Origin of the sequence: Euzebya sp. (genome assembly GCF_964222135.1) — a bacterium.
Classification (GTDB): Bacteria; Actinomycetota; Nitriliruptoria; order Euzebyales; family Euzebyaceae; genus Euzebya.
In genome coordinates this window covers 42,151-63,118 of record NZ_CAXQBR010000102.1, presented here as the reverse complement: position 1 = coordinate 63,118, position 20,968 = coordinate 42,151, and the positions used below count along the sequence as shown (strand labels likewise).

The following is a 20,968-nucleotide window of genomic DNA, read 5'->3' as shown; positions in this document are numbered from 1 at the left end:
GTTGGTCCTCGACCAGGTCGAGGCTGCCGAGGCCGTGGCGGCCCCCGGCGCCCCGGGTGCCGCCGCCCTCGCGGTGGGCGTGCTCTGCAACGACGGCGACCTGCGCGTCGGGTCCACCGGCGACCTCGAGACGATCGGCGACCCGACCGAGACCGCGCTGCTGCTGGCCGCCCACCGCGCCGGCGTCGACGTCGACGCGCTCCGCACCGCCGTCCCCCGCACGGCCGAACGACCCTTCGACTCCGACCGCAAGCGGATGAGCACCGTCCACGGGCCCCTCGGCGGTGCGGTGCCGGCCCTGGCCGCCCTCCCCCAGGACGTGCCGCTGGCGCTCGTGAAGGGCGCGGTCGACGGCCTGCTCGGCCGGGCCGCGCACGTCCACGCCGAGGACGGCGTCGTCGCGCTCGACGACGGCTGGCGCCAGCGGGTCACGCAGGCGAACGACGCGCTGGCCGCCGACGGGATGCGCGTGCTGGGGGTCGCCTACCGCGAGCTCCCGAGCACCGACGCGGTCGCCGACGCAGAGGAGGACCTGGTCCTGCTCGGTCTGGTCGGCATCATCGACCCGCCCCGCGCCGAGGTCCGGGACGCCGTCGCGACGTGCCGCGCCGCCGGCATCCGGCCGGTGATGATCACCGGCGACCACCCGCTGACCGCGCGTGCCATCGCAACCGAGCTGGGCATCGCCGAGGCCGACGACCGGGTGGTCACGGGCGTCGAGCTCGAGCGCATGACCGCCGAGGAGCTCGACGCCGTGGTCGTCGACGCGTCGGTCTTCGCCCGCGTCTCCCCCGAGCACAAGCTGCGGATCGTCGACGCCCTGCAGCGGCGCGGCGACGTGGTCGCGATGACCGGCGACGGCGTGAACGACGCGCCGGCGCTCAAGCGGGCCGACATCGGCGTGGCGATGGGGATCACCGGCACGGACGTGTCGAAGGAGGCGGCGGACGTCGTCCTCCGCGACGACAACTTCTCCACGATCGTCGCGGCGGTGGAGGAGGGGCGGGTCATCTACGACAACCTGCGCCGCTTCGTCTCCTTCGCGGTCGCCGGCAACCTCGGCAAGATCATCGTGATGCTGGGCTGGCCGCTGCCGTTCCTCCTGGGCGGTTCGTCCGAGGCGACGACGGTGGCCCTCCTCCCCCTCCAGCTGCTGTGGCTCAACCTGATGACCGACGGCCTGCTGGGGCTGTCGATGGGCATGGAGCCGGCGGAGCCCGGCGTCATGCGACGCGGCCCGCACGCCCCCTCCGCGGGGCTGTGGCACGGCGGCCTCGGGCTGCGCACCGCCTGGGTCGGTGCGCTGATCGGCGCGCTGTCCCTCGGGGTGGGGCTGGTCGCCTACGTGGTCGGCAACGAGTCGTGGCAGTCGATGGTCTTCACGACGCTCGCGTTCGCGCAGGTCTTCCAGGCGCTCGGGACGCGGTCGACGACGGCGTCGCTGTGGTCGGTCGGTCCGCTCTCGAACCGGGTGCTGGTCGCGATCGCCGGCCTGGTCGTCGCCCTCCAGCTCGCGGCGCTCTACACCCCCCTGTCGTCGTTCCTCGGGCTCGACGCGCTCGATGCCGCCGAGCTGGGGATCTGCGTCGGCCTGGGCGCGGTCGTGTTGGTGGCGCTCGAGTGCGTGAAGGCCGTGCGGCGCCGCGTCAGCGCTCGAGGTGCAGCAGCTGCCGCCCGTCGCTGAACGCGGTGATCTGCCCATCGGCGGAGACCATCAGCGTCACCCCCGCCGTCGAGGCGCTGGCCGCGGCGTGGGTGCGGCTGCCCCCGGAGTGGGCGGCGTCGATGCCGTCGAGGTCGATGATGGCGCCGGTGAGGAGCAGCTCACCGGCGCTCGAGAACATGGTCAGCCCGTCGTGGCCGAGCAGTCCGAGCAGGGCGTGGCGGTCGCGGAGCTCGCGGAGGGACCGACCCAGCAGGTGGGTCAGCAGGACCGCGCCGCTGCGGCTCGGGTCCACGACACCGGCGAGCCGCGGTGTGCGGTCGGCGGTGGGCACGAGCACGAACGTGCCGGTCCGGGCGTCCGACAGCGCGGACAGCGCGGTGGCCAGGATGGCCGCGTCCCCCTCCCCCATCCCGGCGAGGCGCAGGCAGCGCGGGAGGAGGGTCGGATCGACGAGGCGCCAGTGCGAGGTCCGGCGTCGGAGGTGCAGCCCGCCGGCGCCCACGACCGTCACCACCGAGTTCGCGTCAGCCACCGCCGCGAACGCGGGCGGGCCGTCCAGGGCAGGCGCCAGGTGGTCGCCCGCGGCCACGCGGAGGGGGTCGTGCGCGCCGTCCAGCCGCAGGATCCCGACCACCGAGCGGTCGGGGCCCACCACGAAGAGGCTGTGGCGCCCGTCCACGTAGTGGTGGGTGGCCGGGTGGGCGAAGAAGCGCTCGTCGACGGTGAGGGGGACGGCGAGCGGCTCGAGCAGGAGCCCGTCGTGCCCCTCGACGTGCGCCCGCCACTCCCCCACGTCGTCGACCACCAGCACGCCGGAGCAGGCGGCCTTCCCCTCCTCCCGCCGTGCCGACAAGGCGCGGACCGCGCTCAGGACCGTGCCCGGCACCGACCCGCGAGCGGCGGTGGGGAGTCGGGCCTCCAGGACACCGACGACGAGCACGTCCTCGAGGACCTGGCGGTGTGACATCTGAGCGCCGGCGAGGGACATGCCGGCGACGACCTCGCGGGCGGCGGGTGCAGCCGCCAGCAGCTCCTCCTCGGTCGCGGTGAGCGGTAGGCCGTCCCGCACGCCCACCAGCACGCCGTCCGGCCCGACCGTCACGTGCGTGCTGGGCAGCACGTCCTCGAGCACCAACGCCACGACCGCCGCGTCGCGGGACCGCGCGTCAGCGGATGGCCGGTCATCGGATGACTGGTCTTCGGATGGCTGGGTGTCCCCGGACGGGTCGTCGCCGCCGTCGCCGGCGCGCGTGATCGCCACGCCGCGCGCCGGGGTGTCGGGCTCCTGCACCACCGCCATGGCGAAACTCTCCCCGGTGATCGGGACATCACCCTCCGCCATACGGTCATGACCCGACGTGACTAGTCATCACCCGCACCGACGTGGGCGCCCTACCCTTGCCCCATGGCCTCCGTCCGCCCGGCTGCTGCGGTCCTCGCGGCCCTGACCCTCCTGGCCACCCAACCGGGGCTCGTCGGCGCGCAGACCGCCGCGGGCACGGCCCGGTGCGCCGATGTCATCGTGGTCGCCGCGCGCGGGTCCGCCCAGGCGGCCGGACCCGGTCCGGAGCTCGAGGCCGTCGCCACCCAGCTGGCCCACCGGGTGGAGGGGGAGGTGCAGGCCGTCGGCGTGGTCTACGACGCCAGCCCCTTCGGCGGTGCGCTGCTCGACCCCGTGCAGTTCCGCGACGCGGTCCGCCTGGGCGGTGCGCGGATGCTGAAGCAGAGCGTCGCGGCGGCGCGACGTTGCCCCTCCAGCGCCCTGGTGTGGGCCGGGTTCAGCCAGGGCGCCGCGGTCGTCCGGGCGGCGATGCGACGTGCCGACTCGAGCCGCCGCGACCCGCCCGCCGTCGCGGCGGTGGTCCTCCTCGCCGACCCGTCCACGGTCCTGGGCAGTGCCGCGGACCTCCCCGACGGCTGGGCGGACCGGACCGCGGCGACGTGCCTCGACGGCGACCCCGTCTGCGACCTGGACGGCGGGGACGTGGTCCGGGGGCTGATGACCCACCTCCGCGGCTACCGGGACCCCGAGGTCCTGGCCCCCCTCACCCTCCGGGTCGCCGACCTGCTGGCCGTGGCGCCCACCGGCTGAGTCCGGGCTCTGCGTCGGTCAGCGCGGCACCGGGCCCGAGGTCGCCCGGCACAGCGTCGAGATCCGGTGCAGCAGCGCGTCGCGCCCGTCGATCAGCTCGGCGATCTGGGCCGGCTCGGCGAAGAGGTAGCCCTGCACGCGCGTGACGCCCTGGACGCCGCGGAGGTGGGCGAGCTCCTCGGCGGTCTCGACGCCCTCGGCGACCACGCGGAGGCCGAGGGCCTGGCCGGCCATCGCGATCCCGCCGAGGATGATCTGGCTGCGGGGCCGCTCGTGCACGCCGGTGACGAAGGCCCGGTCCACCTTCAGCTCCTGGGCGGACACCTCGAGCAGCGTCGACAGGGATGCGTAGCCGGTCCCGAAGTCGTCGATGGCGACCTCCACGCCGAACTCGCGGAACCGCGGCAGCACGTGGCGCTGGAACACGCCGGCCTGCAGGTAGGCGTCCTCGGTGAGCTCGATCACGAACCGGTCGGGCTGCCCGCAGGCGATCAGGCGCTCGAGAAGCGCCTGCATCGCGGCGGGGTCCGTCGCCTGGCGGGCGGAGAGGTTCAGGCTCAACGTCGTGGCGTCGCCGTAGGCGGCGTCGAGGGCCGGCAGCGCGTCGATCAGCTCGTCGAGGAGCAGGTGGGTGATCGCGTCCAGCAGCCCGAGCTGCGCGGCGACGTCGATGAAATCGGCGGGGGGTCGGAGCCGGCCGGCAGCGTCGACGCGCCGGGCCAGCGCCTCGAACCCGGTGACCGCCATCGTCTCGGGGTCCACGAGCGGCTGCAGGACCGGCACGATCCGGCGGTCGCGGACGGCCGACCGGATGACGTCCTCGAGCTCCCGGCGCTCGGCGGCCTCGCGGCCCAACTCGACGTCGTACCAGGCCACGGAGCCCTTCTCGGCGGCCTTCGCCCGGTACATCGCCATGTCGGCGTTGCGGGTCAGCTCGTCGTAGGACCCGCCGTGCTCGGGGTGCATCGCCACGCCGATGGACGCGGATATCGCCAGGCCGTGACCGTCGATGGTGAACGGCTCCCACAGGCGGGCGATGATCCGCTCGCCGATGGCCTGCAGCGCGGGGGGGTCGTCGAGGGGATCGACGAGGATGACGAACTCGTCGCCGCTGATGCGGGCGAGCACGTCGGTGGGGCGCAGCTCCCGGCGGATCCGCTCGGCCACCGCGACGAGCAGCCCGTCCCCGACGGCGTGGCCGTACCGGTCGTTGACCTGCTTGAAGCCGTCGAGGTCGACGAACGCCAACCCGACCCGGCCGTCGTCGCCGGCGCGGTCGAGGGCCCGGCGGACCCGTTCCTCGAGCGTCCCGCGGTTCGGCAGCCCGGTCAGGGCGTCGTGGTCGGCGCGGTGGGCCAGGCGCGCCTGCGCGGCCTTGAGCTCCTCGGTCAGGTCGTGGAGGCGCCGGCGCTCGTGCTCGCTGCGGTTGGCCGACCGGGTCGCGAAGGCGTGGGAGGCCAGCAGCGAGAACTTCCGTGCCAGCGCGACGTGGCGGCGGTCGAACCCGTCGTCACCGACCGGGCGGGCCAGCACCACCAGCGCACGGCGGTCCTTGACGGTGAGCGGCAGGTAGATGGCTGGTTGCGCCGGCACCAGCCCGGCGGCGACCGCGGCGGCGGGCCACCCCTCCACCACCTCGTTGGTCAGCGTGGCGGTGACCTTGCCGGACAGGACCTTCTCGAGGAACCGGCCTGGCGGCCACACCACGTCGACCAGGTCCGGCACGGTCGCCACGATGCAGCGGAGCGGCGACCCCGGGTCGCCGGCCTCGCTGAGCACCAGGGCGTGGGAGAAGGCGAAGACCGGCTCCAGCCGCGCGAACACGCCGGCGAACGGGTCCTCGTCCGGACCGACCTCGAGCAGCGCGCCGAGGGCGTCGAGGAGCAGCGCCACGTCGGCGGTCTCGCGGCGCAGCGCATCGAGCTCGCGGCGCTGGCCGACGATCACCTCGCGCAACGCCTCCGGGCTCTCGAGCACCTCCGGGGGCAGGTCGGCGGACACGGCGCGGGTCCGCTCAGCGTCCGAAGGCGATGGCGGAGATCATCAGGTTGGCGTGCACGTTCTCGTCGAGGATCTGGCCCTGCTCCCCGAAGGTGAAGCAGCCGATGAACGGCAGGCCCCCGAAGGCCGCCCCGGCGGTCTTGGCGACCATGTCGACCTGGTCGCCGACGGCCAGGCGGCACCCGCCGCAGTACACGACCAGGCCGCCGGCGACGTCGGCCGCGGTGCTCGACAGCGACGCGATGGCGGCGGAGGTGACCCGCCCGACCCGCTGCACCAGCCGGTCGCGGTCACCGCGCATCCCGAAGATGCGGTCACCCCGCTCGACGCGGGCGAAGGTGGTCAGCCCGCCCTCGGGGGTCACCGTCTCGGGGTGCACCAACCGGAACCGCGTGACCTCGTCGACCCGGCCGGCGCTCAGGCCGAGCGGGGTCATGGTGGTGGCGGCGAGGATCGTGCCGCCGTCGCGGAGGACGTCCTCGCCCAGCACCCCGCCCGTCCAGCGGTCGTACACCACCGCGGCGGGCTCGCCGTCGATCTGGCGGATGTTCCGCCCGCTGGCGCTGGTCACGACCCCGCCCTCGCCGGAGTCGAAGCCCAGCTCGGTCACCACCCCGGTGGTGCCGGTCGGCTCGTACCCGCCCTGGAACGCCACCCCGATCCCGCCGGAGGAGAAGAGGACGCCGACGACGACGCCGTCGATGAGGGGTCCGTCGGGGCCGAGCTGGCGCCAGAGCCCCGCGACGTCGTCGTCCGCGGCGCTGCCGCCGATGATCGGGCAGCGGTCCCCGACGATGCGCCGGAGTCCCTCGACGACGGCTTCCTCCTGCCCCGGCGACTGGTAGATCCAGACCAGCTCGGGCAGCTCGCCTGGGGAGTCGGCGGCGTCGAGCGCCTGCGCCAACGCCGTCTGCGCCGCCGCCGCGGGATCGTCGCCGAGCGGCGCGGCCGCCGCGCCGTACGCCCCGTCGGGGTCCGCGACCAGCAGCAGCCCGACCGACGGCCCCTCCGACAGACCCGCGTCGCCCATCACGCCGCCGCAGGAGGTGCCGCCCACCACCGCGACGTCACCGAAGCGGTCGCGGATGAGGTCGGACAGCGCCGCGTCGTCGTGGGAGTGGCTGTAGAAGGCGAAGACGAAGTCAGGGACCACCCCCGCGGCGTCGATCTGGTCGCCGAGATCGGCGATCACCGCGGCGGTCGTCGGCTGCGACGACATGACGGACTTGACGACGACCAACGGGGGACCTCCTCGGGGTTCGACACCTGATCGGCCACCCCGCGGTCGATCTGAGCGTCCGGGGCGGCCATGCACCGCACCGCCGGCGGGCTCAGCGGAACGCCGCGACGAGCCCCTCCGCGGTGGCCGCGTCCGCAGCCGCCGCGAACCGGATGAGCCCCTCGGTGTCGGGCGGCAGCGCCAGGTCCTGCCCGTCGGGATCGACGACCACGCCCCCGCCGGCGACGAGGACCCCGAGCGCACCGGCGACGTCGTGGACGTGCGTGCCGGCGCGGTCCAGGTCGTGCCACGCGGCCGCCGACCCGTCCGCCACGAGGCACAGGTCGACCGCGGTGCACCCCGTGATCCTGATCCGCCTGAACCCGTCGGGCACCACGGCCACCTCGCCGGGGGGCGGGGTGGGGACCACCAACGTCGAGCCCGGCCGGGTCCCGGCGGGTCGGCCGTCCCGCCGTGCGCCGGGCCCGACGACCCCCGACCAGCGACGACCCGACGACAGGTCCATCACATAGCCCGCCAGGGGTCGGCCGTCGGCAACGAGACCGGCCGCGAAGGCCCACGGCGGGAAGCCCGCCCGGTAGTTGCCGGTCCCGTCGATGGGGTCGACGACGAGCCACGCAGCGGTCGGGTCCAACGCGGCGTCGGCGCGCTCCTCGCTGAGCATCGGGACGCCGAGGTCGGCCAGGATCACCGCCGCGTCGCGGTCGGCCGCCTCGTCCGCCGCGGCGGACGGGCTGCCGTCCGCCTTGGTGCGGACCTCGGCGATGCCCGCCGTCCGGGCGGCGGCGGTGGCCGCGGCCGTCGCGGCCCGCGCCGCGAGGTGGACGAACCGGGCGGGGAGGTCCGTCGGCGGCGGGGGGACGGGGGCCTCGACGCCGACCACCTCCCGGCAGCCGGCCTCGCTCGCCGCCTCCCCGACGGCCGCACCCAGCGCGGCCGTCGGGTGCCCGGTCAGGACCTCGACCCGGCCGACCTCGCCCTCCACGTCGACGACCGCCACCTCCGCGATCGCCGTCCCCTCGCGCCGCACCACGACCCGGCGCCACGGGTTGGCCAGGGCACGGGTCACGCCGGCCAGGGCCGGACCGGCGCCGAGCGCCGCGGCGAGCACGTCCAGGTCGTCGGCACCGGCGATCGCGCCGGGTGCGGGATCGTTGGCCATCGGTCCCGGATCATACGGTCGGACCGGGAGGGGTTCGCGGCGACGGGGTTCGGGCTCCGCGCCGCCGTCCTCAGCGATCGTCCCAGGTGATCGTGACCTGCTGCTCGGGTCGCCGCCGCTCGTTGCGGGTGATGCGCTCGAGGACCTCCCGGTCGGCGTCGGTGAGGGGCGGCTGGGCGATGCGTCGGGGCCACAGCCCGTCGGCGGCGACGACGGCGGCCTCGACGGCGAGCACCGCCGCCCGGGCCGCCAGGTTCAACCAGGCGATCGTCACGAGCACGAGCCCGAAGATGCCGTAGAGGTCTTGCAGGCGGGTCAGCTGGCGCAGGACCAACCAGTGGCCCCCGAGCTGCAGCGCCTCCCACATCACGCCGGTCAGCACCGCCGGTGCCACCAGCCGGCGCCAGCGGACCGACGGCGGGGTGACCAGGCGCAGGACCACCAGGAGGATGAGCACGTTGAGGACGGCCGTGCCCACGACGCTCGAGGCGAGGACCTCCGTGGACGTCGCCGGCCGGAACACGCCCAGCCACCACGCCCCCGCCGACGCCACCACCCCCAGGCCGAGGGTGAGGTACAGGCCGAGGGAGCGGAGGAGCCGCTCGACGAACCCGGGGCGGTCGACCCCCTCGACGTTCCAGACCTGGCTCATCACCAGCTGCCCGGAGTTGTACAGGCCGGTCGCCCCCCACAGGAGCGAGAGGACGGACACGACCACGACCACCCCCTCGACCTCGAGGGGCGCCGCCTCCTCGCGCAGCCGTGCGCCGATGACCGGCAGCTGCGCGACGACGGAGTCGAGGATCCGGTCGCGGAACCCCTCGTCGAGGTCCGCCGCCCAGGTCAGTCCCGTGACGAGGAGCGCGAGCAGCGGGAACAGGGCCAGGAACCCGTAGTGGGTGACGAGGGCGGCGAACGCGCTGCCCCGGTCGTCGGCGTACTTCCGGATCACCGCCACCGGGTAGCCGACGACGCCGTGGCGGCCCTGCCAGGCGTCGAAGGCCCGCACCCAGCGCTCGGGGAGGGGCGGGGACTCGTGGCCGTCGGGTCCCGCTGGCTGTGCCATGGCCGGACCCTGCCCCGGGCGTCGGCGCGCGACGCCCGGGGTCTGACCGATCAGCCGAAGGACACCCCGCCCTCCGGGGCGAACACGGCCAGCGAGTAGGCGCCGACGGAGTCGGAGTAGACCGTCGCGACGACCTCGACCTGCCCCGACGGGGGGATCCGCAGGTCCATGCGGGCGTGCGGGTAGCCGCCGCCGTCGTCGTCGAAGGCGATCTCCTCCGCGCCGTCGAAGGCGAGCAGCAGCGGGTCGGTCTGGTCATCGAGGCCGCGCATCTCGACGATCACCCGTGTGCCGGGCTCGCCGGTCACCACGATCGACGTCTCCGGCTGCTCGGCGGTCAGCACGCCCTCGGTCTCGAAGGCCGGCGCCGGGTCGACGCTCAGCACGAAGTCACCGGTCGTGGCCTGGAAGCTCGTGGCGTCGATCCGGTAGACCCCGTCGCTCGGCAGGGTGGCCTCGAGCAGGGAGTTCAGCCCGCCCTCACGGGAGTCGTCGTTGCTCGCGACGAGCTGGCCGTCCGGGCCGTACAGCTCGAGGATCGGGTCGAGCGCCTGGCCGAACAGCGCGTCCATCCGGATGCGGACGGCCTCGCCGGCGGTGCCGGCCAAGGTGTACGAGCGGACCGAGAGCGACCCGGTGATCGAGGAGGACACGAAGTCGCCGATCGCGACCGTCCGATCCGCCTCGCAGCCCGACCCGCCCGACGCGGCTCGCACCGCCTCGGCGGCGATGTCGGAGACCAGGTCGGTGCCGCCGGCCACGATGACCGGCAGGTCGAGCCCGCAGATCGCGTTGAGGACGTCAGCCGGGACGTCGGTGCCGCCGTCGCCCTCGACGGGCGCCATGACGCCGGCGAAGGCGCCGGTCAGCATCGAGGCGGCCAGCACGTGGGCGAACGCGTCGGGCTCGCGGCGCAGGTTCACCGCGACGACGTAGGAGGGCCTGCCGACGTAGAGCTCGTCGACGTTGTAGCTGGTCACCGCCGCGGCCGTCCCGAACCGGGTCGTGCCGCCCAGCCGGAGGACGCTGCCCTCCCCCGTGATCGCCTCGATCTGGGCCACGACGTCGTCGCCGAGCGCCGCCGGACCGCCGGCGACGAGCACGGTGGAGGGAGCCAGCGAGGCCAGCCGGTCGGCGGTCGCGGCGTTGAGCGGCTGACCGGTCTGGGTCAGCAGCACCGGTGTGCCCCACCAGGAGCCGATCTCGCCGACGGTGACCGCGTCAGGCCAGTTGCTGCCCGTCGCGACGATGACCGTGTCGAGGGGCAGCTCGCCGAACCGCTCGAGGATGACGTCGGACACCGCGGCGGCCGTCTGCTCGCGACCGGCACCGGCGAGGCGGACGACCTCGTAGCCGGCGGCGGCCAGCTCGGCCTCCGTCGACGTGGGGATCGCGGCCGTGCCGCCGAGGATGAACAGGGTCGCACCGGGTTCGAGTGCTCGCCGGAGCTCCTCCGCCACGTCAGCGCGGACCGTCCCGTCGGGATCGGTGAACAGCAACGGGCCGACGCCCCACGCGAGCGACGATCCCGCGAGCGCGTCGGGGAACACCGCGGAGGTGGCCAGGACGCCGAAGGGCGCGGATGCCTCGAAGAAGGCCTCGCGGGAGATCGCGACCGCCTGGCTGACCGGGTCCGAGGGGGCCCCCGGCGTCGCGGCGATCCGCGCGATTGGCGCGTCGGCGCCGTCGGGCAGCTCAGGGGTCGTCGGGTCGACCGGGGTGCCCGGGTCGATGGTCCCCCCGATGATGCCGCTCACCCAGTCGAGGTAGGTGATCAGCTCGGTGTAGACGCCGGGCCGCTCCACGCCGCAGAGGCCACCGAAGGAGGTGATGCCGATCAGGCGGAGGACGCCGTCGCCCGGATCGGTCCACAGCGGGCCGCCGGAGTCGCCCTGGCAGGTGTCCGGACCGGGGGCCTGCTCGGTGCCAGGAGCGCCGGCGCAGGCATGCCGGTCGGCCTCGATGTCGTAGGCGGTCGCGCAGTCGGCGTCCGAGACGAGCGGGACCTCGACCTCCAGCAGGTCGAGGGACGGGTTCTCGCCGTACGGTGTCGTGGTGCCGTAGCCGGTCACGACCGCCTGGCGGCCCGGCTCGTACAGGGCGCCGTCGGCGGCGGCGACCACCGCGGCCGGCGGGGTTGTCGCCGGGGTGGAGAGGTGCAGCAGGGCGATGTCGTTGACCGTGCGGAACTCGTCGTAGCTCGGGTGGAGGACGATCTGGTCGACCCCGAGGCGCTCGCCGCCGGTGTCCCAGCGGGTCGTGTCGAGCGCGATCTCGAGCGACTCCGGCGGGACGGACGACCCGCCCGTGCGGGAGTCGTAGAAGCAGTGCGCGGCGGTGACCACCCACTCGGGGTCGACCAGGGTGCCGCCGCAGAACTGGCCGAAGTCGACGTCGATCAGGGCCGCCCTGGCGGGGTACTCCCCCGGGTCCGCCGGCCGGCCGTTGATGACCTGGTAGTCGGCCGCGCCCACGGGACCGGGGACGGCCAGGGCGATGAGGAGGAGCAGGACGGTGAGGAACCCGGAGCGACGCATCGGCGCATGATAGGGCACGGGACTGCGAGGTCTGGCACGCGCACCGGGATCTGGAACTGGCGGTACCATCCAACCGGCTCCGAGATCCCCGATCCCGGTACCTCGGCGGCAGCGGCCGTCGGGCCTCGAGACCCGAGAGCGTCGTGTCAGCTCCTGCGCACCGGATGACCGGCGGCCGCCGATCTGAGAGGGCTCCCGCGTGACGACTGCCAGCCAGCGTGCGGTGCGCGCCCCCGACACACCGACGGATACCGGCGGGGGCGCAGCAGCCGACGGTGGACGAGACGGCTCCGACGACCCTGTGCTCGGCGACTACGTGGCGATCCTCCGGCGTCGGTGGATCCTGATGACGGTGGTCGTGCTGGCCGTCGTCATGGGTGCAGCTTTCGCAATCGCCCAGCAGCCAACGCGGTACGTCTCGAGTGCGGTCGTCTTGATCGAGCCCCTCAGCCAGGATCCCGTCAACGCCCTCGGCCCCCCCGCGCGACTGATCGACCTGGCCACCGAGCAGCAGCTGATCGTATCCGAGCTCGTCATCGACGAAGCTCTGGGCCCGGTGGAACCGGACCTCGAACACGCCGACGTGCGGGAGGTGGTCGACGTCTCGTCCCCGGACGACTCTCGCATCCTCGAGATCGCCTACAGCTCCGGCTCGGCCGAACGGGCCGCCCGAGGTGCGAACGCCCTCGCGGATGCCTACATCGACTTTCGCGCGGAGCTGGGCCAAGAGGCGATCGACCGGTCGGCGAGCAGCGTGCGAGACCGCCTCGCGGCCTTGCGGGCTGATCTCCGGGACGTCACCGCGACCCTCGCCGAGACCATCGACGAGCCCGAGTCGCTACGACACCTGGACGCAGAGGCTGAGGCCGCCGTGCTCCAGGGGCAGATCGCGTTGCTGAGCAACGACCTCACGGAGCGCCTGGCCGTGGAGGTCGACCCTGGGACGGTCATCGCGCGTGCCCGTCCGCCGGAGTCGCCCTCGTCCCCACGCCCAACCCGGTCCCTGGCGATCGCGGCAGCCGCGGGCGCGGTCATCGCGTTCGGCGCGGCGCTGGTCCGGGATCGGGTAGATGACCGGGTGCGGTCTCCGGACCAGGCGGCAGCAGCCCTGCGCGCACGGGTCCTGACCGTACTCCCGACCTCCACCACGCGACGGGGACGTGCCACCACGTCCAGGGCATACCGTCGACTGGCCGTGTCCCTCGGGGGGGCGGACGCCGGGGTCGTGGCGGTCGCGAGCTGGGAACGATCGCGCCGGCGGACGGCGACGGCGGTGGGCCTGGCGACCACCCTCGCTGACGCGCACCGAGTGCTCGTCGTGGGTGATCGCCAGCTCGTCGACGACGTGACGACCCACGTCGATGCCGCCCCGACGCCGCACGACGCGGGGGGTCTCGGCGACGGGTTGACGATGTGGCGCTTCCCGACGACCGCGCCTGACGTGATCGCCGTCGGACCGGACGCGGTAGCCCACTCCCGGTTCGGCGGCACCAGGGTGCTCATCACATCGTCCCTCGGCGCCGTCGGGCGCCACTACGACGTCGTGCTCATCGACAGCTCGCCACTCGGGGGGTCGACGGATGCCCTCGAGCTCGGCGACCTGGTGCGGGGAGTCGTCCTGGTGGCGACGGTGGGCGTCACGCGTCGACGTGACCTGGCGCAGGCAGCTGACCTCCTCGAACAGGTCGGGCTTCCGGCGTTGGGGGTCGTCGTCCACGCTGCACCCCGCCTGTGGGACCGTGGACGTCGTTGAACCGACCGAGCGCGGCGGCAGCGGGCCGGTCCGTCGATCGTAGGACGGTGCGCGGGATGAGACTTGGCCGCCTCACCTGTCCCGGCGAACGCATGCGAAGAGGTGCCGGCCGTAGTTGTCGCGGAACGGTCCGACCGCGTCCTCGTCTGGTCCCAAGTCGATGATGTCGTCGAATGACGTGTGCCGGCGGAGGTATGCCTCGATGTGCGCGGGGTTCCAGCCGGCCAGGCTGTCCGCGAACCACGCCTCGTCACCCTGGCCCGTGTCGATGAAGAGCACGGATCCGGTCGCCCTGTCGAGGGCGGACAGCAGCTCCTCCGCGGTCGTGCTCCCCCGACCGAGCACGAAGTGGTGCAGCAGGCTGAAGCAGGACACGACGTCGTGTGGGGACTCCTGCGACGCGAGCAGGTCGACGGCGTCCCCCACGAGGACGCGATCGGGGGACAGCCCGTAGGCAGCCTCTGCCAGCCGCGGCGCCAGGGGATCGCGCTCGATGCCGCGCGCATCGAACCCGCGCGCCTCCATCTGCGCCGGGAACCAGCCGTAGCAGCACGCCACATCCAGGTAGCGGCGTCCACCTGCGGAGATGCCGAGGTCGTCGAGCAACGCCACCATCTTCTCGAGGCGATCGGTGCAACGGCGGACCGTGACCCAGGCCTCGCGGAGCTCGGGGGCGTCGATGGGCTGGTAGAGCTCCTTCTCCCCGCCGATCCAGCTCATCTGGTTGAGCAGGTCCTGGAGCGGCGTGGTGACCGGCAGCCACTTCACCTTCGCGGGCAGCGTCCGCCGGCCACGTCGGAACTCGATCGCCGCTCGGTGGTGCCCGTCGACGATCTGGTGCAACCCCGACGTCCACCGCACCGGCGCGACCATGAGCGGCGATCCCGCCGGGCTCTGGTGCGCGCGGGTCCGCGTCGGCACCTCACCTCGGTACCGTCGGATGAAGTCGCGAGCCACGTCCACGACGCCCTCGTCGTCCGTGGCCCAGAAGTAGCGGCCATGCAGCCGCAGGCACGTGCGACCCATCTCGCCGTACGGGTGCGCGAGGATCTCGGCGTCGGTCAGCTCGCCCCGATCGACGTCGGCGAGCAGCTGGACGTGAGGTCCCTCGGCCAGCCGGGTCGATGGCCACAGCAGGTCGTGCGAGGACTCTGCGAACTCAGACGCCGTCTGGGGACCCATGACACCGAGCAGCAGGTCCTCCAACCGCACGTCGACGCGCCAGGGCCGCCACGGCACGACGGGGTACAGCTCCTTCCGGACCGACTCCGGCACGGCCTCGCGGACTCGCTGCGCCGCCGTGCGGGCTGCGGGGGCCACCCGCCGTGCGGATCGCCGGGCTTCGCGCCGCACACGGTCGCGGACGTGCCGCATCACGGTCATGTCGGGGTCCTCTCCGTCGCCGCGCTCATCCCACGTACGTTCGGCTGCTCGCAACGCGACTTGACCGATGCCTCACGGACGGCTGGCCGCGGTCGGCGTGCGGCGTCGCCGGAGGGCGCGGGCAAGGATATCAACTTCCAGTCTCCCACGAGCCCGCCACACGCCGAGCCCGTAGGCGGCCGTCGCGACGCCCACCAGGACGAGGGTGGGCGCCCACCGCAGCTCGACGGCCGACCTGGCCACCAGCGCCGCCGGGCCGAAGGTGGCACCGGCCAGGACCGCCGCGCGCAGCGCCTTGCCCCCGGCGAGTGTGAACCCGACCTCGCGTCGGATCTGCCACAGCGGCAGGAGGTTGCGGACCACGATGGCCACCGACCAGGCGATGGCTGCACCGGTGATCCCGACGCGCGGCAGCAGCACGATGTTCAGCACGACGTTCAGCACCAGCGCCACCGCGTTGTTCCCGAGGCTCAGCCCGCTGCGCCCGGCCATCAGCAGGACCACGTCGACCGGACCGGTCGCCGTGCTGACGAGCATGGCCGCACAGAGGATCGACACGGTCGTCGCACCCTCGCCGTAGCCGTCCCCGAACACGACGAGCAGGGACGGGGCCAGCCCGGCGAAGAGGATGTAGGGCGGCCACGTGAGCAGGATCGTCCACGTGGTCGCTGCGGCGAACACACTCTTCGCGGCCGGGTGGTCGCCGTCGGCGAACAGACGGCTCAGCTGCGGCTGGAGCATCTGCTGGATCGCTTGGATGCCCATCTGGCCGAACACCATGAAGCGCGTCGCGGCCGTGTAGACGGCGGCGTCCCGCACGCCCAGGAGGGCGGCGATCAACAGCACATCCACCCGCTGGATCGCCGTCTGGACCACCTGACCCAGTGCACGTGGGAGCGTGAACCGCCAGAACGCTCGGACGGCGTCGTCCCCGTCCGGGGCGGTGTCGAGGTGGGGGCGCACAGCATCGCGTGCGCGGGTTGCCACGCGGCGGAGCCAGAGACCGGCCCAGGCGGTCGCCGGGAGCAGCGGGAGCGCCCAGGCCGCGGCCAACCACCCGAGCTCCGTCCCGATCACCGCCGCCACCACGACCAGCACGACCTGGCCGGTCGAGCGGACGATTTTGTCGACGACCACCGTGGGACGCATCGTCCCGTACGCGCGGGTGGCGGCGAGCAGCAACATGAAGACCGTCATGACCGGGACGAAGGCGGCCAGCACGCGGATCCCCTGCGCGAGGTCGACGCCGGGCGCGTCGCCGCCCACCAGCCCCGTCAGTGGTGACGAGGGCACGGCCATGACCGCTGCGGCAACCCCGCTCGTGACCAGGACCGCCGTGCCCGCGCTGCGCATGCACCTCCGGACGTCAGCGGTGCGGCCGCTGGCCATCAGGTGCGGCACCCAGCGAGCCAGACCGACGTCGGCTCCGAGCCCGGCGACGGTGACGATGAGCATGAACAGTGCGGTGCCGGCGAACAAGCCGCCGGCGGTCGCCTGGTCGAACGCGTTGGTGACGACGAAGATGACCCCGAAGGACGCCGCGCTCGACGTCGCGGCACCGATGAGGTTGAGGCCGCTCCCGCGTGCCAGCCGGTGGAGGTGGCGGTCGTCCTCGACCGCCACGCCTCCACCCGTCGGTCGCGTCATCGGCGCCAGCTCGGCTCGTAGCCCAGCAGGCGGGCCAGGGCGTCGTCGTGCGGGGCGAAGTGGGCTTCCAGGCGTGCTCGGGTGGCCGCGGCCATCGGCGCCCTCGGCCGGGCGTTCCACCGCTCGAAGCCGTCCGGCTGCCACCGCGTCAGCCCCAGGAAGTCGAGGAGACGTGCGAACTCTTCCTCAGGCCGTTCGAAGAAGTCCTCGCTCCCGAGGACGTGCACGCGATCACGCCCCACGGCATCGAACATCCGCACGAGCTGGCCCGCGTACTGACCGCGGTCGACGTAGGAGTGGTGGCGGTGGGAGACGCTGACGTAGCTCGGATCAGCCCGCATGCGCGCCACCTCGCCCACCAACCGCTCGGGCTCCCGGTCGAGCGCCTCCTCGAACGGCAGGTGGTCAAAGCCCCGCGCGCACTCATGCCGATGGGCCGAGTAGGCCCGCTCCACGGGATCACGCAGCATCACCACCAGGCGCACATCGGGGAGGTCCGCCGCGATGCGCTCGATGGCGAGCGGGTGGTGCATGTAGTACCCGCTCGACTCGAAGGTCTGCGGGAGCCCTGCGACGCGTCTCCGGGCCACGGCCGTCACCGGGAAGTGGCCGCGGTACCACCGCATGCCGCGTCCGTAGGCGACGTCGAAGTAGTGGATCCCCTTGTGGAAGAGGGGCGGAACGACGTCGGGGTGGGCCATCAGGGCGCGGTGCAGCGACGTCGTGCCGGCACGTTGGGCACCCACCACGAGGAACGCCGGCAGCATGCGAGCCGGTGCCGTCGCGCGGCCCACGCCACGCGCGACCCGTCGCCCCAGCGCCTTGACCTCGTCGGGCGCGCGGGATCTCATCGTCGGCATGCGGGCGGCCATGCCTCGTCGGGGATCGGTCATGACAACCTCCGCTCGGTCACCTCGAGTGCCCACCGCGCACGTAGGGCCAGCGCCGCACCGTTCGGTCCCTCGGCCGCCAGCAGGTACCGCGCGCACAGGAGCGCCAGGTAGGCGTCGACGACCGGGGCCGCGGGCGCGCGGACGCCGAGCGCCCCCAGGAGCGCCGGGGCGATCCTGGTGGTCGCCGCGAGCGCATCGTCCCAATCGCTGGTCTCCCGTGCGCGCCGCTGCATCACGTAGTGCAGCGCGTCGGCGCCGACGGGCACGCCGTCGGCGCATCGCTCCCAGTCCCACAGCGAGACCTGCCGCCCGGCGAAGGCCATGTTCCAGGGCGTCCAGTCGCCGTGCCAGATCCCGTGCTCGACGGCGACCGCCCCGTGGCGCGCGACGAGCGCGTCGGCCAGTGCGCCCACGCTTCGCCCAACCGCACGGTCCTCCACGGCGCCGGCGCAGCTCCGGAGCGCCGCCACGACCGGACCCGCACCGACCGGCACCTGCTCGACACCCTCCGCGCGCGCGAGTTCGGCCAAGGCTGCAACCGGCACCGCCCGTCGGGGCGCCCAGGCCGTCACCGGAGTTGGCAGGGCGCCGATGACGAGGAGGCGCAAACCACGCCAGCTGCCGTGGTGCAGCACGCGGGGGAGGGTGAGGTGCCGCAGCCGCAGGCCCGCCAGCCGTGCGAGACTCCGCGCCTCCCGGTCGACGAGCGCCGTGGAGACCTCGTCGTCGCCCACCTTGACGAACGCGAGGACCGACCCGTTCTGGTCGAACACCTGGAGGATGGGCTTCTGGTTGGCCCGGAGCGTCCCCACCCCGAGGCTGACGACCACGGCCCGGCCGAGCACCGCGGAGAGGTGGCTGACGATGGACTCACCAGCCCGCGCCCCCGTGATCCGAACCCGATCGACGAGGCACAGCTGGGCGATGCCGGCTCGAAACGCACCCGCGAGGACCGCCCGCACCAGCCTGTCGGCTGCGGTGCTGGTCTGGCTGACGCGCAGGACGCCGGCCGCTGCCGCACGCGACTGGTCGGGCACCAACAGCCACGGCCGCCGCGCCGTGGGGACGAACAGCAAGTCGTCGGTCGACCCCGTCCGGCGAGCGGACCGGGCTCGGACGACATCGACCGCCTCCGCGGCGGGCCACAACCTGCCCACGACCTGCACCAGGTCGCGGCCAGCACCCGGCGATGACGCATCGCGCGCTGCCATCACAGCCGGGCTGTCCGGGCATCGGCGAGGAGCTCGTGGAACGTCGCCAGCTGCGCGCCGCGCAGCTCCCACGACCCGGTGGGGGCGTTCAGCCCGGAGTCGAAGGCCGCCATCGCGACGACCCGGGCGCCGAGGCCGTCGTCGTGGGAGGCGGCCGCATGCTCGTACCACTCCCGCACGTGCTGGCCTGCCGTCGCGTCCATCCCCCGGAACCCCCACTCCCCGACGGCGACGTCGATGCCCTGCTCGCCAGCCCAACGCCTGATCTCCAACCAGTTGTCCGTGACCAAGGACACCGGCTCGTCGCGGTACACGTCGACACCCAGGACGTCGTAGATGCCGGGTTCCCACCACTCCTCCACGTCGCGACCCGACCTCGGATCCCACGTCCAGTCCATCAGGATCAGCACCAGCGCGACGTCCTGGATGCCCAGGAGGTCCATGCGCTCGCGGATGTGGCGGTTCATCGCGACGTGCCCAGCCGGCCCGGCGGGGTCATCCGGGGCGTTCACCCCGCCGCCGCCCTCCGGCTCGTGGTGGACCGTCAGCCACACCGGTCCCCCGGTGGCCTCGAGCTCGAGCAGCAGCTCGTCGATGGCCGGGTCGTGGAGCCCGTCGGCCACCTCCGCCCAGCCGGGGGGCTTGATCGACACCCACGGCAAGCGGCCTGCGGAGAGATCAGCTCGGACCGCTGGGACCAACGTCGACGTGCGCTGGTCCCACCGGTAGAAGGTGCGACGCAGCGACAGGGGCAGCCCGGTGGGTTGCTCGTGACGCGTCGCCGGGTCCGCGTTGCCACCCACGGCAGCGCCCCACCAGAGCGTCCCGGGGTCCGGTCGACCGGGATAGGTCGCCGTCGTGGCTGCACCTCCAGGAGTCCCGGGCGGCGGGTCGTCCCGGGGCGGTCCGAGAGCGACCCACTGCACGGCCGCCACCTTGGAGGGGGGGCCGACCGGGCTGACCGCCGCCACCGCGGCCAACGCCACCCCCATCGCCAGCAGCGCGACGACGGTGCGGGTCACGGGGATCCGTCCCCGACGCCGGTGGGGACGGGAACCCGGGAGGAGCGCGCCTCCCGCATCGCCAGGCCCGCGACCACGAAGACCAACGTCATCGGGACGCCCTCGACGTCGTAGATCGGCAGCAGCACCCCCAGGACGATGAGCATGCTCCGCATCCACACGCCCGTCTGCGGGCACTCGGCTGGCCTCGACCGGAGGTAGAGGATCGCGAGGAAGGCGAGGAACAGGACCAGAGATGGGATCCCGTGCGCGAACACGATGTACCAGAGCTGGCCCTGCGTCCCGAGCGGTGGCCGGATGCCGGGTCCCTCGTAGGGCCTCGGCGCCCCGTAGCCCAGCAGCGGCGACTCGGCGATCGCCTCGATGGTCCCAGCCGCGACATCGCTGCGCGCGTTGTTGCTGTGCGGTGTGTCGAGACGATCTCGCACCACGTCGCCGAGGGGCGTGAAGCTGCCGAAGACCAGCGCGAGCGCCAGCACCAACGCGAAGATCCCCGCAGCGCGTCGGACCCTGGGCGTCGAGCGCTGGGACAACATGAAGGCCAGCCAGACCCCGATGCTCAGCCACATGCCGCGGTTCAGGGACAGCACCGCCGGCACCGCGGCCGCCGCGATCGCGACCTTGAGGGCACGGCGGAGGGCGACGCTGGTCGTCGGGTCCAGCAGGACCGCCGCGACCACGGGCAGCAGCAGTGCGAAGTTCGCGCCCCAGGTGTTGGTGTAGGGGAAGGGCGCTGCCGGTCGCGGGATGGGGTAGCCGAGGAAGTTCTGGACCGCACCGAAGGTGGGTTCGAGCAGCGTGCGGGTGAACTCGTCGCCCGACACACCGGTGGGCAGGACCGAGAGCAGGGGGTTCGGCAACGTGGCGGCTGGGAGGAGCAGACCGAGGTAGCCACCCACGACCACGATGATCCAGAAGACGGCCAGCCAGCCGAGCACCGTGCCGGTGCGGACCCGGCGGTCGAGGTTGTACACGTACAGCAGCACGATGCCAGCAGCCAGGAACTGCGCCCAGCGATACGTGAACGCGATCGCCCGCCCGGTGGTGTCGACCTGGCTGCCGGTCACGAGCACCCACCCGAGGAACAGCAGGAGCAACGAGAAGCCGGGGGGCACCCTCACGATCCGGCTGGTCGCGAGGTGCGCCGCCATCGGCGCCGCGAGGACCACCCAGGCCATCGGCGCCAGGCCGGTGATCCAGAGCGCGGGGAACCCGACCAGGCCGATCAGCAGCGGCCACGCCTGCGGGAGGGCCACGCCCGTAAGGTCGGGTCGCCCCACGGAGGCCCCCCCGGT

General features: G+C 73.6%; 15 protein-coding genes. 3 read left to right on the top strand and 12 right to left on the bottom strand.

The window, feature by feature from the left end:
- Positions 1–1,684: cation-translocating P-type ATPase (locus tag ACEQ2X_RS22585; protein WP_370328144.1), on the top strand; the 1,684-nt coding region annotated here is incomplete at its 5' end.
- On the opposite strand, the gene ACEQ2X_RS22580 is transcribed toward ACEQ2X_RS22585, so the two are convergent.
- A complete protein-coding gene (locus ACEQ2X_RS22580) occupies positions 1,647–2,966 on the bottom strand; it encodes a hypothetical protein (RefSeq protein ID WP_370328143.1) in 1,320 nt (439 codons plus the stop codon). The genes ACEQ2X_RS22585 and ACEQ2X_RS22580 overlap by 38 nt on opposite strands.
- Before the next feature lie 105 nt (positions 2,967–3,071).
- On the opposite strand from ACEQ2X_RS22580, the gene ACEQ2X_RS22575 reads away from it, so the two are divergent.
- Positions 3,072–3,758, top strand: coding sequence for a cutinase family protein (locus ACEQ2X_RS22575; RefSeq protein WP_370328142.1), 687 nt, complete (start codon positions 3,072–3,074; stop codon positions 3,756–3,758).
- 18 nt (positions 3,759–3,776) lie between these two features.
- On the opposite strand, the gene ACEQ2X_RS22570 is transcribed toward ACEQ2X_RS22575, so the two are convergent.
- The 5 genes from ACEQ2X_RS22570 to ACEQ2X_RS22550 form a co-directional block, all read right to left on the bottom strand.
- Positions 3,777–5,759, bottom strand: a complete 1,983-nt coding sequence (locus tag ACEQ2X_RS22570; RefSeq protein WP_370328141.1) for a putative bifunctional diguanylate cyclase/phosphodiesterase — start codon at positions 5,757–5,759, stop codon at positions 3,777–3,779.
- A gap of 13 nt (positions 5,760–5,772) precedes the next feature.
- Positions 5,773–6,999, bottom strand: coding sequence for an FIST signal transduction protein (locus tag ACEQ2X_RS22565; RefSeq protein WP_370328140.1), 1,227 nt, complete (start codon positions 6,997–6,999; stop codon positions 5,773–5,775).
- A gap of 91 nt (positions 7,000–7,090) precedes the next feature.
- Positions 7,091–8,161 carry an inositol monophosphatase gene (locus tag ACEQ2X_RS22560; protein WP_370328139.1) on the bottom strand — a complete coding sequence of 357 codons (1,071 nt, stop codon included), beginning with the start codon at positions 8,159–8,161 and terminating at the stop codon, positions 7,091–7,093.
- A 70-nt stretch (positions 8,162–8,231) separates the two neighbouring features.
- Entirely contained in the window at positions 8,232–9,227 is a 996-nt protein-coding gene (locus ACEQ2X_RS22555; RefSeq protein WP_370328138.1) for a YhjD/YihY/BrkB family envelope integrity protein, read from the bottom strand.
- A 50-nt stretch (positions 9,228–9,277) separates the two neighbouring features.
- Positions 9,278–11,764, bottom strand: coding sequence for a trypsin-like serine protease (locus tag ACEQ2X_RS22550; RefSeq protein ID WP_370328137.1), 2,487 nt, complete (start codon positions 11,762–11,764; stop codon positions 9,278–9,280).
- Positions 11,765–11,963: 199 nt separating this feature from the next.
- On the opposite strand from ACEQ2X_RS22550, the gene ACEQ2X_RS22545 reads away from it, so the two are divergent.
- On the top strand, positions 11,964–13,517 hold the full coding sequence (locus tag ACEQ2X_RS22545) for a hypothetical protein (protein WP_370328136.1): 1,554 nt from the start codon (positions 11,964–11,966) through the stop codon (positions 13,515–13,517).
- 72 nt (positions 13,518–13,589) lie between these two features.
- Here the strand turns inward: ACEQ2X_RS22545 and ACEQ2X_RS22540 are convergent, their stop codons facing one another.
- The 6 genes from ACEQ2X_RS22540 to ACEQ2X_RS22515 all read right to left on the bottom strand — a co-directional run bounded on the left by ACEQ2X_RS22540 (position 13,590) and on the right by ACEQ2X_RS22515 (position 20,929).
- Positions 13,590–14,900 carry a class I SAM-dependent methyltransferase gene (locus ACEQ2X_RS22540; RefSeq protein WP_370328135.1) on the bottom strand — a complete coding sequence of 437 codons (1,311 nt, stop codon included), beginning with the start codon at positions 14,898–14,900 and terminating at the stop codon, positions 13,590–13,592.
- Positions 14,901–14,972: 72 nt separating this feature from the next.
- Complete coding sequence (locus ACEQ2X_RS22535) at positions 14,973–16,547, bottom strand: lipopolysaccharide biosynthesis protein (RefSeq protein WP_370328134.1); 1,575 nt, start codon at positions 16,545–16,547, stop codon at positions 14,973–14,975.
- Positions 16,544–17,440: a sulfotransferase gene (locus ACEQ2X_RS22530; protein ID WP_370328133.1), complete on the bottom strand. Its 897-nt coding sequence runs from the start codon at positions 17,438–17,440 to the stop codon at positions 16,544–16,546. The genes ACEQ2X_RS22535 and ACEQ2X_RS22530 overlap by 4 nt, the downstream gene beginning before the upstream one ends.
- Positions 17,437–18,651 carry a hypothetical protein gene (locus ACEQ2X_RS22525; protein ID WP_370328132.1) on the bottom strand — a complete coding sequence of 405 codons (1,215 nt, stop codon included), beginning with the start codon at positions 18,649–18,651 and terminating at the stop codon, positions 17,437–17,439. Before ACEQ2X_RS22525 ends, ACEQ2X_RS22530 begins: the two co-directional genes overlap by 4 nt.
- Positions 18,651–19,673: a hypothetical protein gene (locus ACEQ2X_RS22520; protein WP_370328131.1), complete on the bottom strand. Its 1,023-nt coding sequence runs from the start codon at positions 19,671–19,673 to the stop codon at positions 18,651–18,653. Before ACEQ2X_RS22520 ends, ACEQ2X_RS22525 begins: the two co-directional genes overlap by 1 nt.
- Positions 19,670–20,929 (bottom strand): O-antigen ligase family protein, encoded by a 1,260-nt coding sequence (locus ACEQ2X_RS22515; RefSeq protein ID WP_370328130.1) that lies wholly within the window; start codon positions 20,927–20,929, stop codon positions 19,670–19,672. The genes ACEQ2X_RS22520 and ACEQ2X_RS22515 overlap by 4 nt, the downstream gene beginning before the upstream one ends.
- Positions 20,930–20,968: the final 39 nt, after the last annotated feature.

Excerpts from the sequence above, each read along its gene's own strand:
- ACEQ2X_RS22550 (WP_370328137.1), bottom strand. The coding sequence starts at position 11,764 with ATGCGTCGCTCCGGGTTCCTCACCGTCCTGCTCCTCCTCATCGCCCTG.
- ACEQ2X_RS22575 (WP_370328142.1), top strand. The coding sequence starts at position 3,072 with ATGGCCTCCGTCCGCCCGGCTGCTGCGGTCCTCGCGGCCCTGACCCTC.
- ACEQ2X_RS22560 (WP_370328139.1), bottom strand. The coding sequence starts at position 8,161 with ATGGCCAACGATCCCGCACCCGGCGCGATCGCCGGTGCCGACGACCTG.
- ACEQ2X_RS22555 (WP_370328138.1), bottom strand. The coding sequence starts at position 9,227 with ATGGCACAGCCAGCGGGACCCGACGGCCACGAGTCCCCGCCCCTCCCC.
- ACEQ2X_RS22535 (WP_370328134.1), bottom strand. The coding sequence starts at position 16,547 with ATGACGCGACCGACGGGTGGAGGCGTGGCGGTCGAGGACGACCGCCAC.
- ACEQ2X_RS22580 (WP_370328143.1), bottom strand. The coding sequence starts at position 2,966 with ATGGCGGTGGTGCAGGAGCCCGACACCCCGGCGCGCGGCGTGGCGATC.
- ACEQ2X_RS22525 (WP_370328132.1), bottom strand. The coding sequence starts at position 18,651 with ATGGCAGCGCGCGATGCGTCATCGCCGGGTGCTGGCCGCGACCTGGTG.
- ACEQ2X_RS22540 (WP_370328135.1), bottom strand. The coding sequence starts at position 14,900 with ATGACCGTGATGCGGCACGTCCGCGACCGTGTGCGGCGCGAAGCCCGG.
- ACEQ2X_RS22530 (WP_370328133.1), bottom strand. The coding sequence starts at position 17,440 with ATGACCGATCCCCGACGAGGCATGGCCGCCCGCATGCCGACGATGAGA.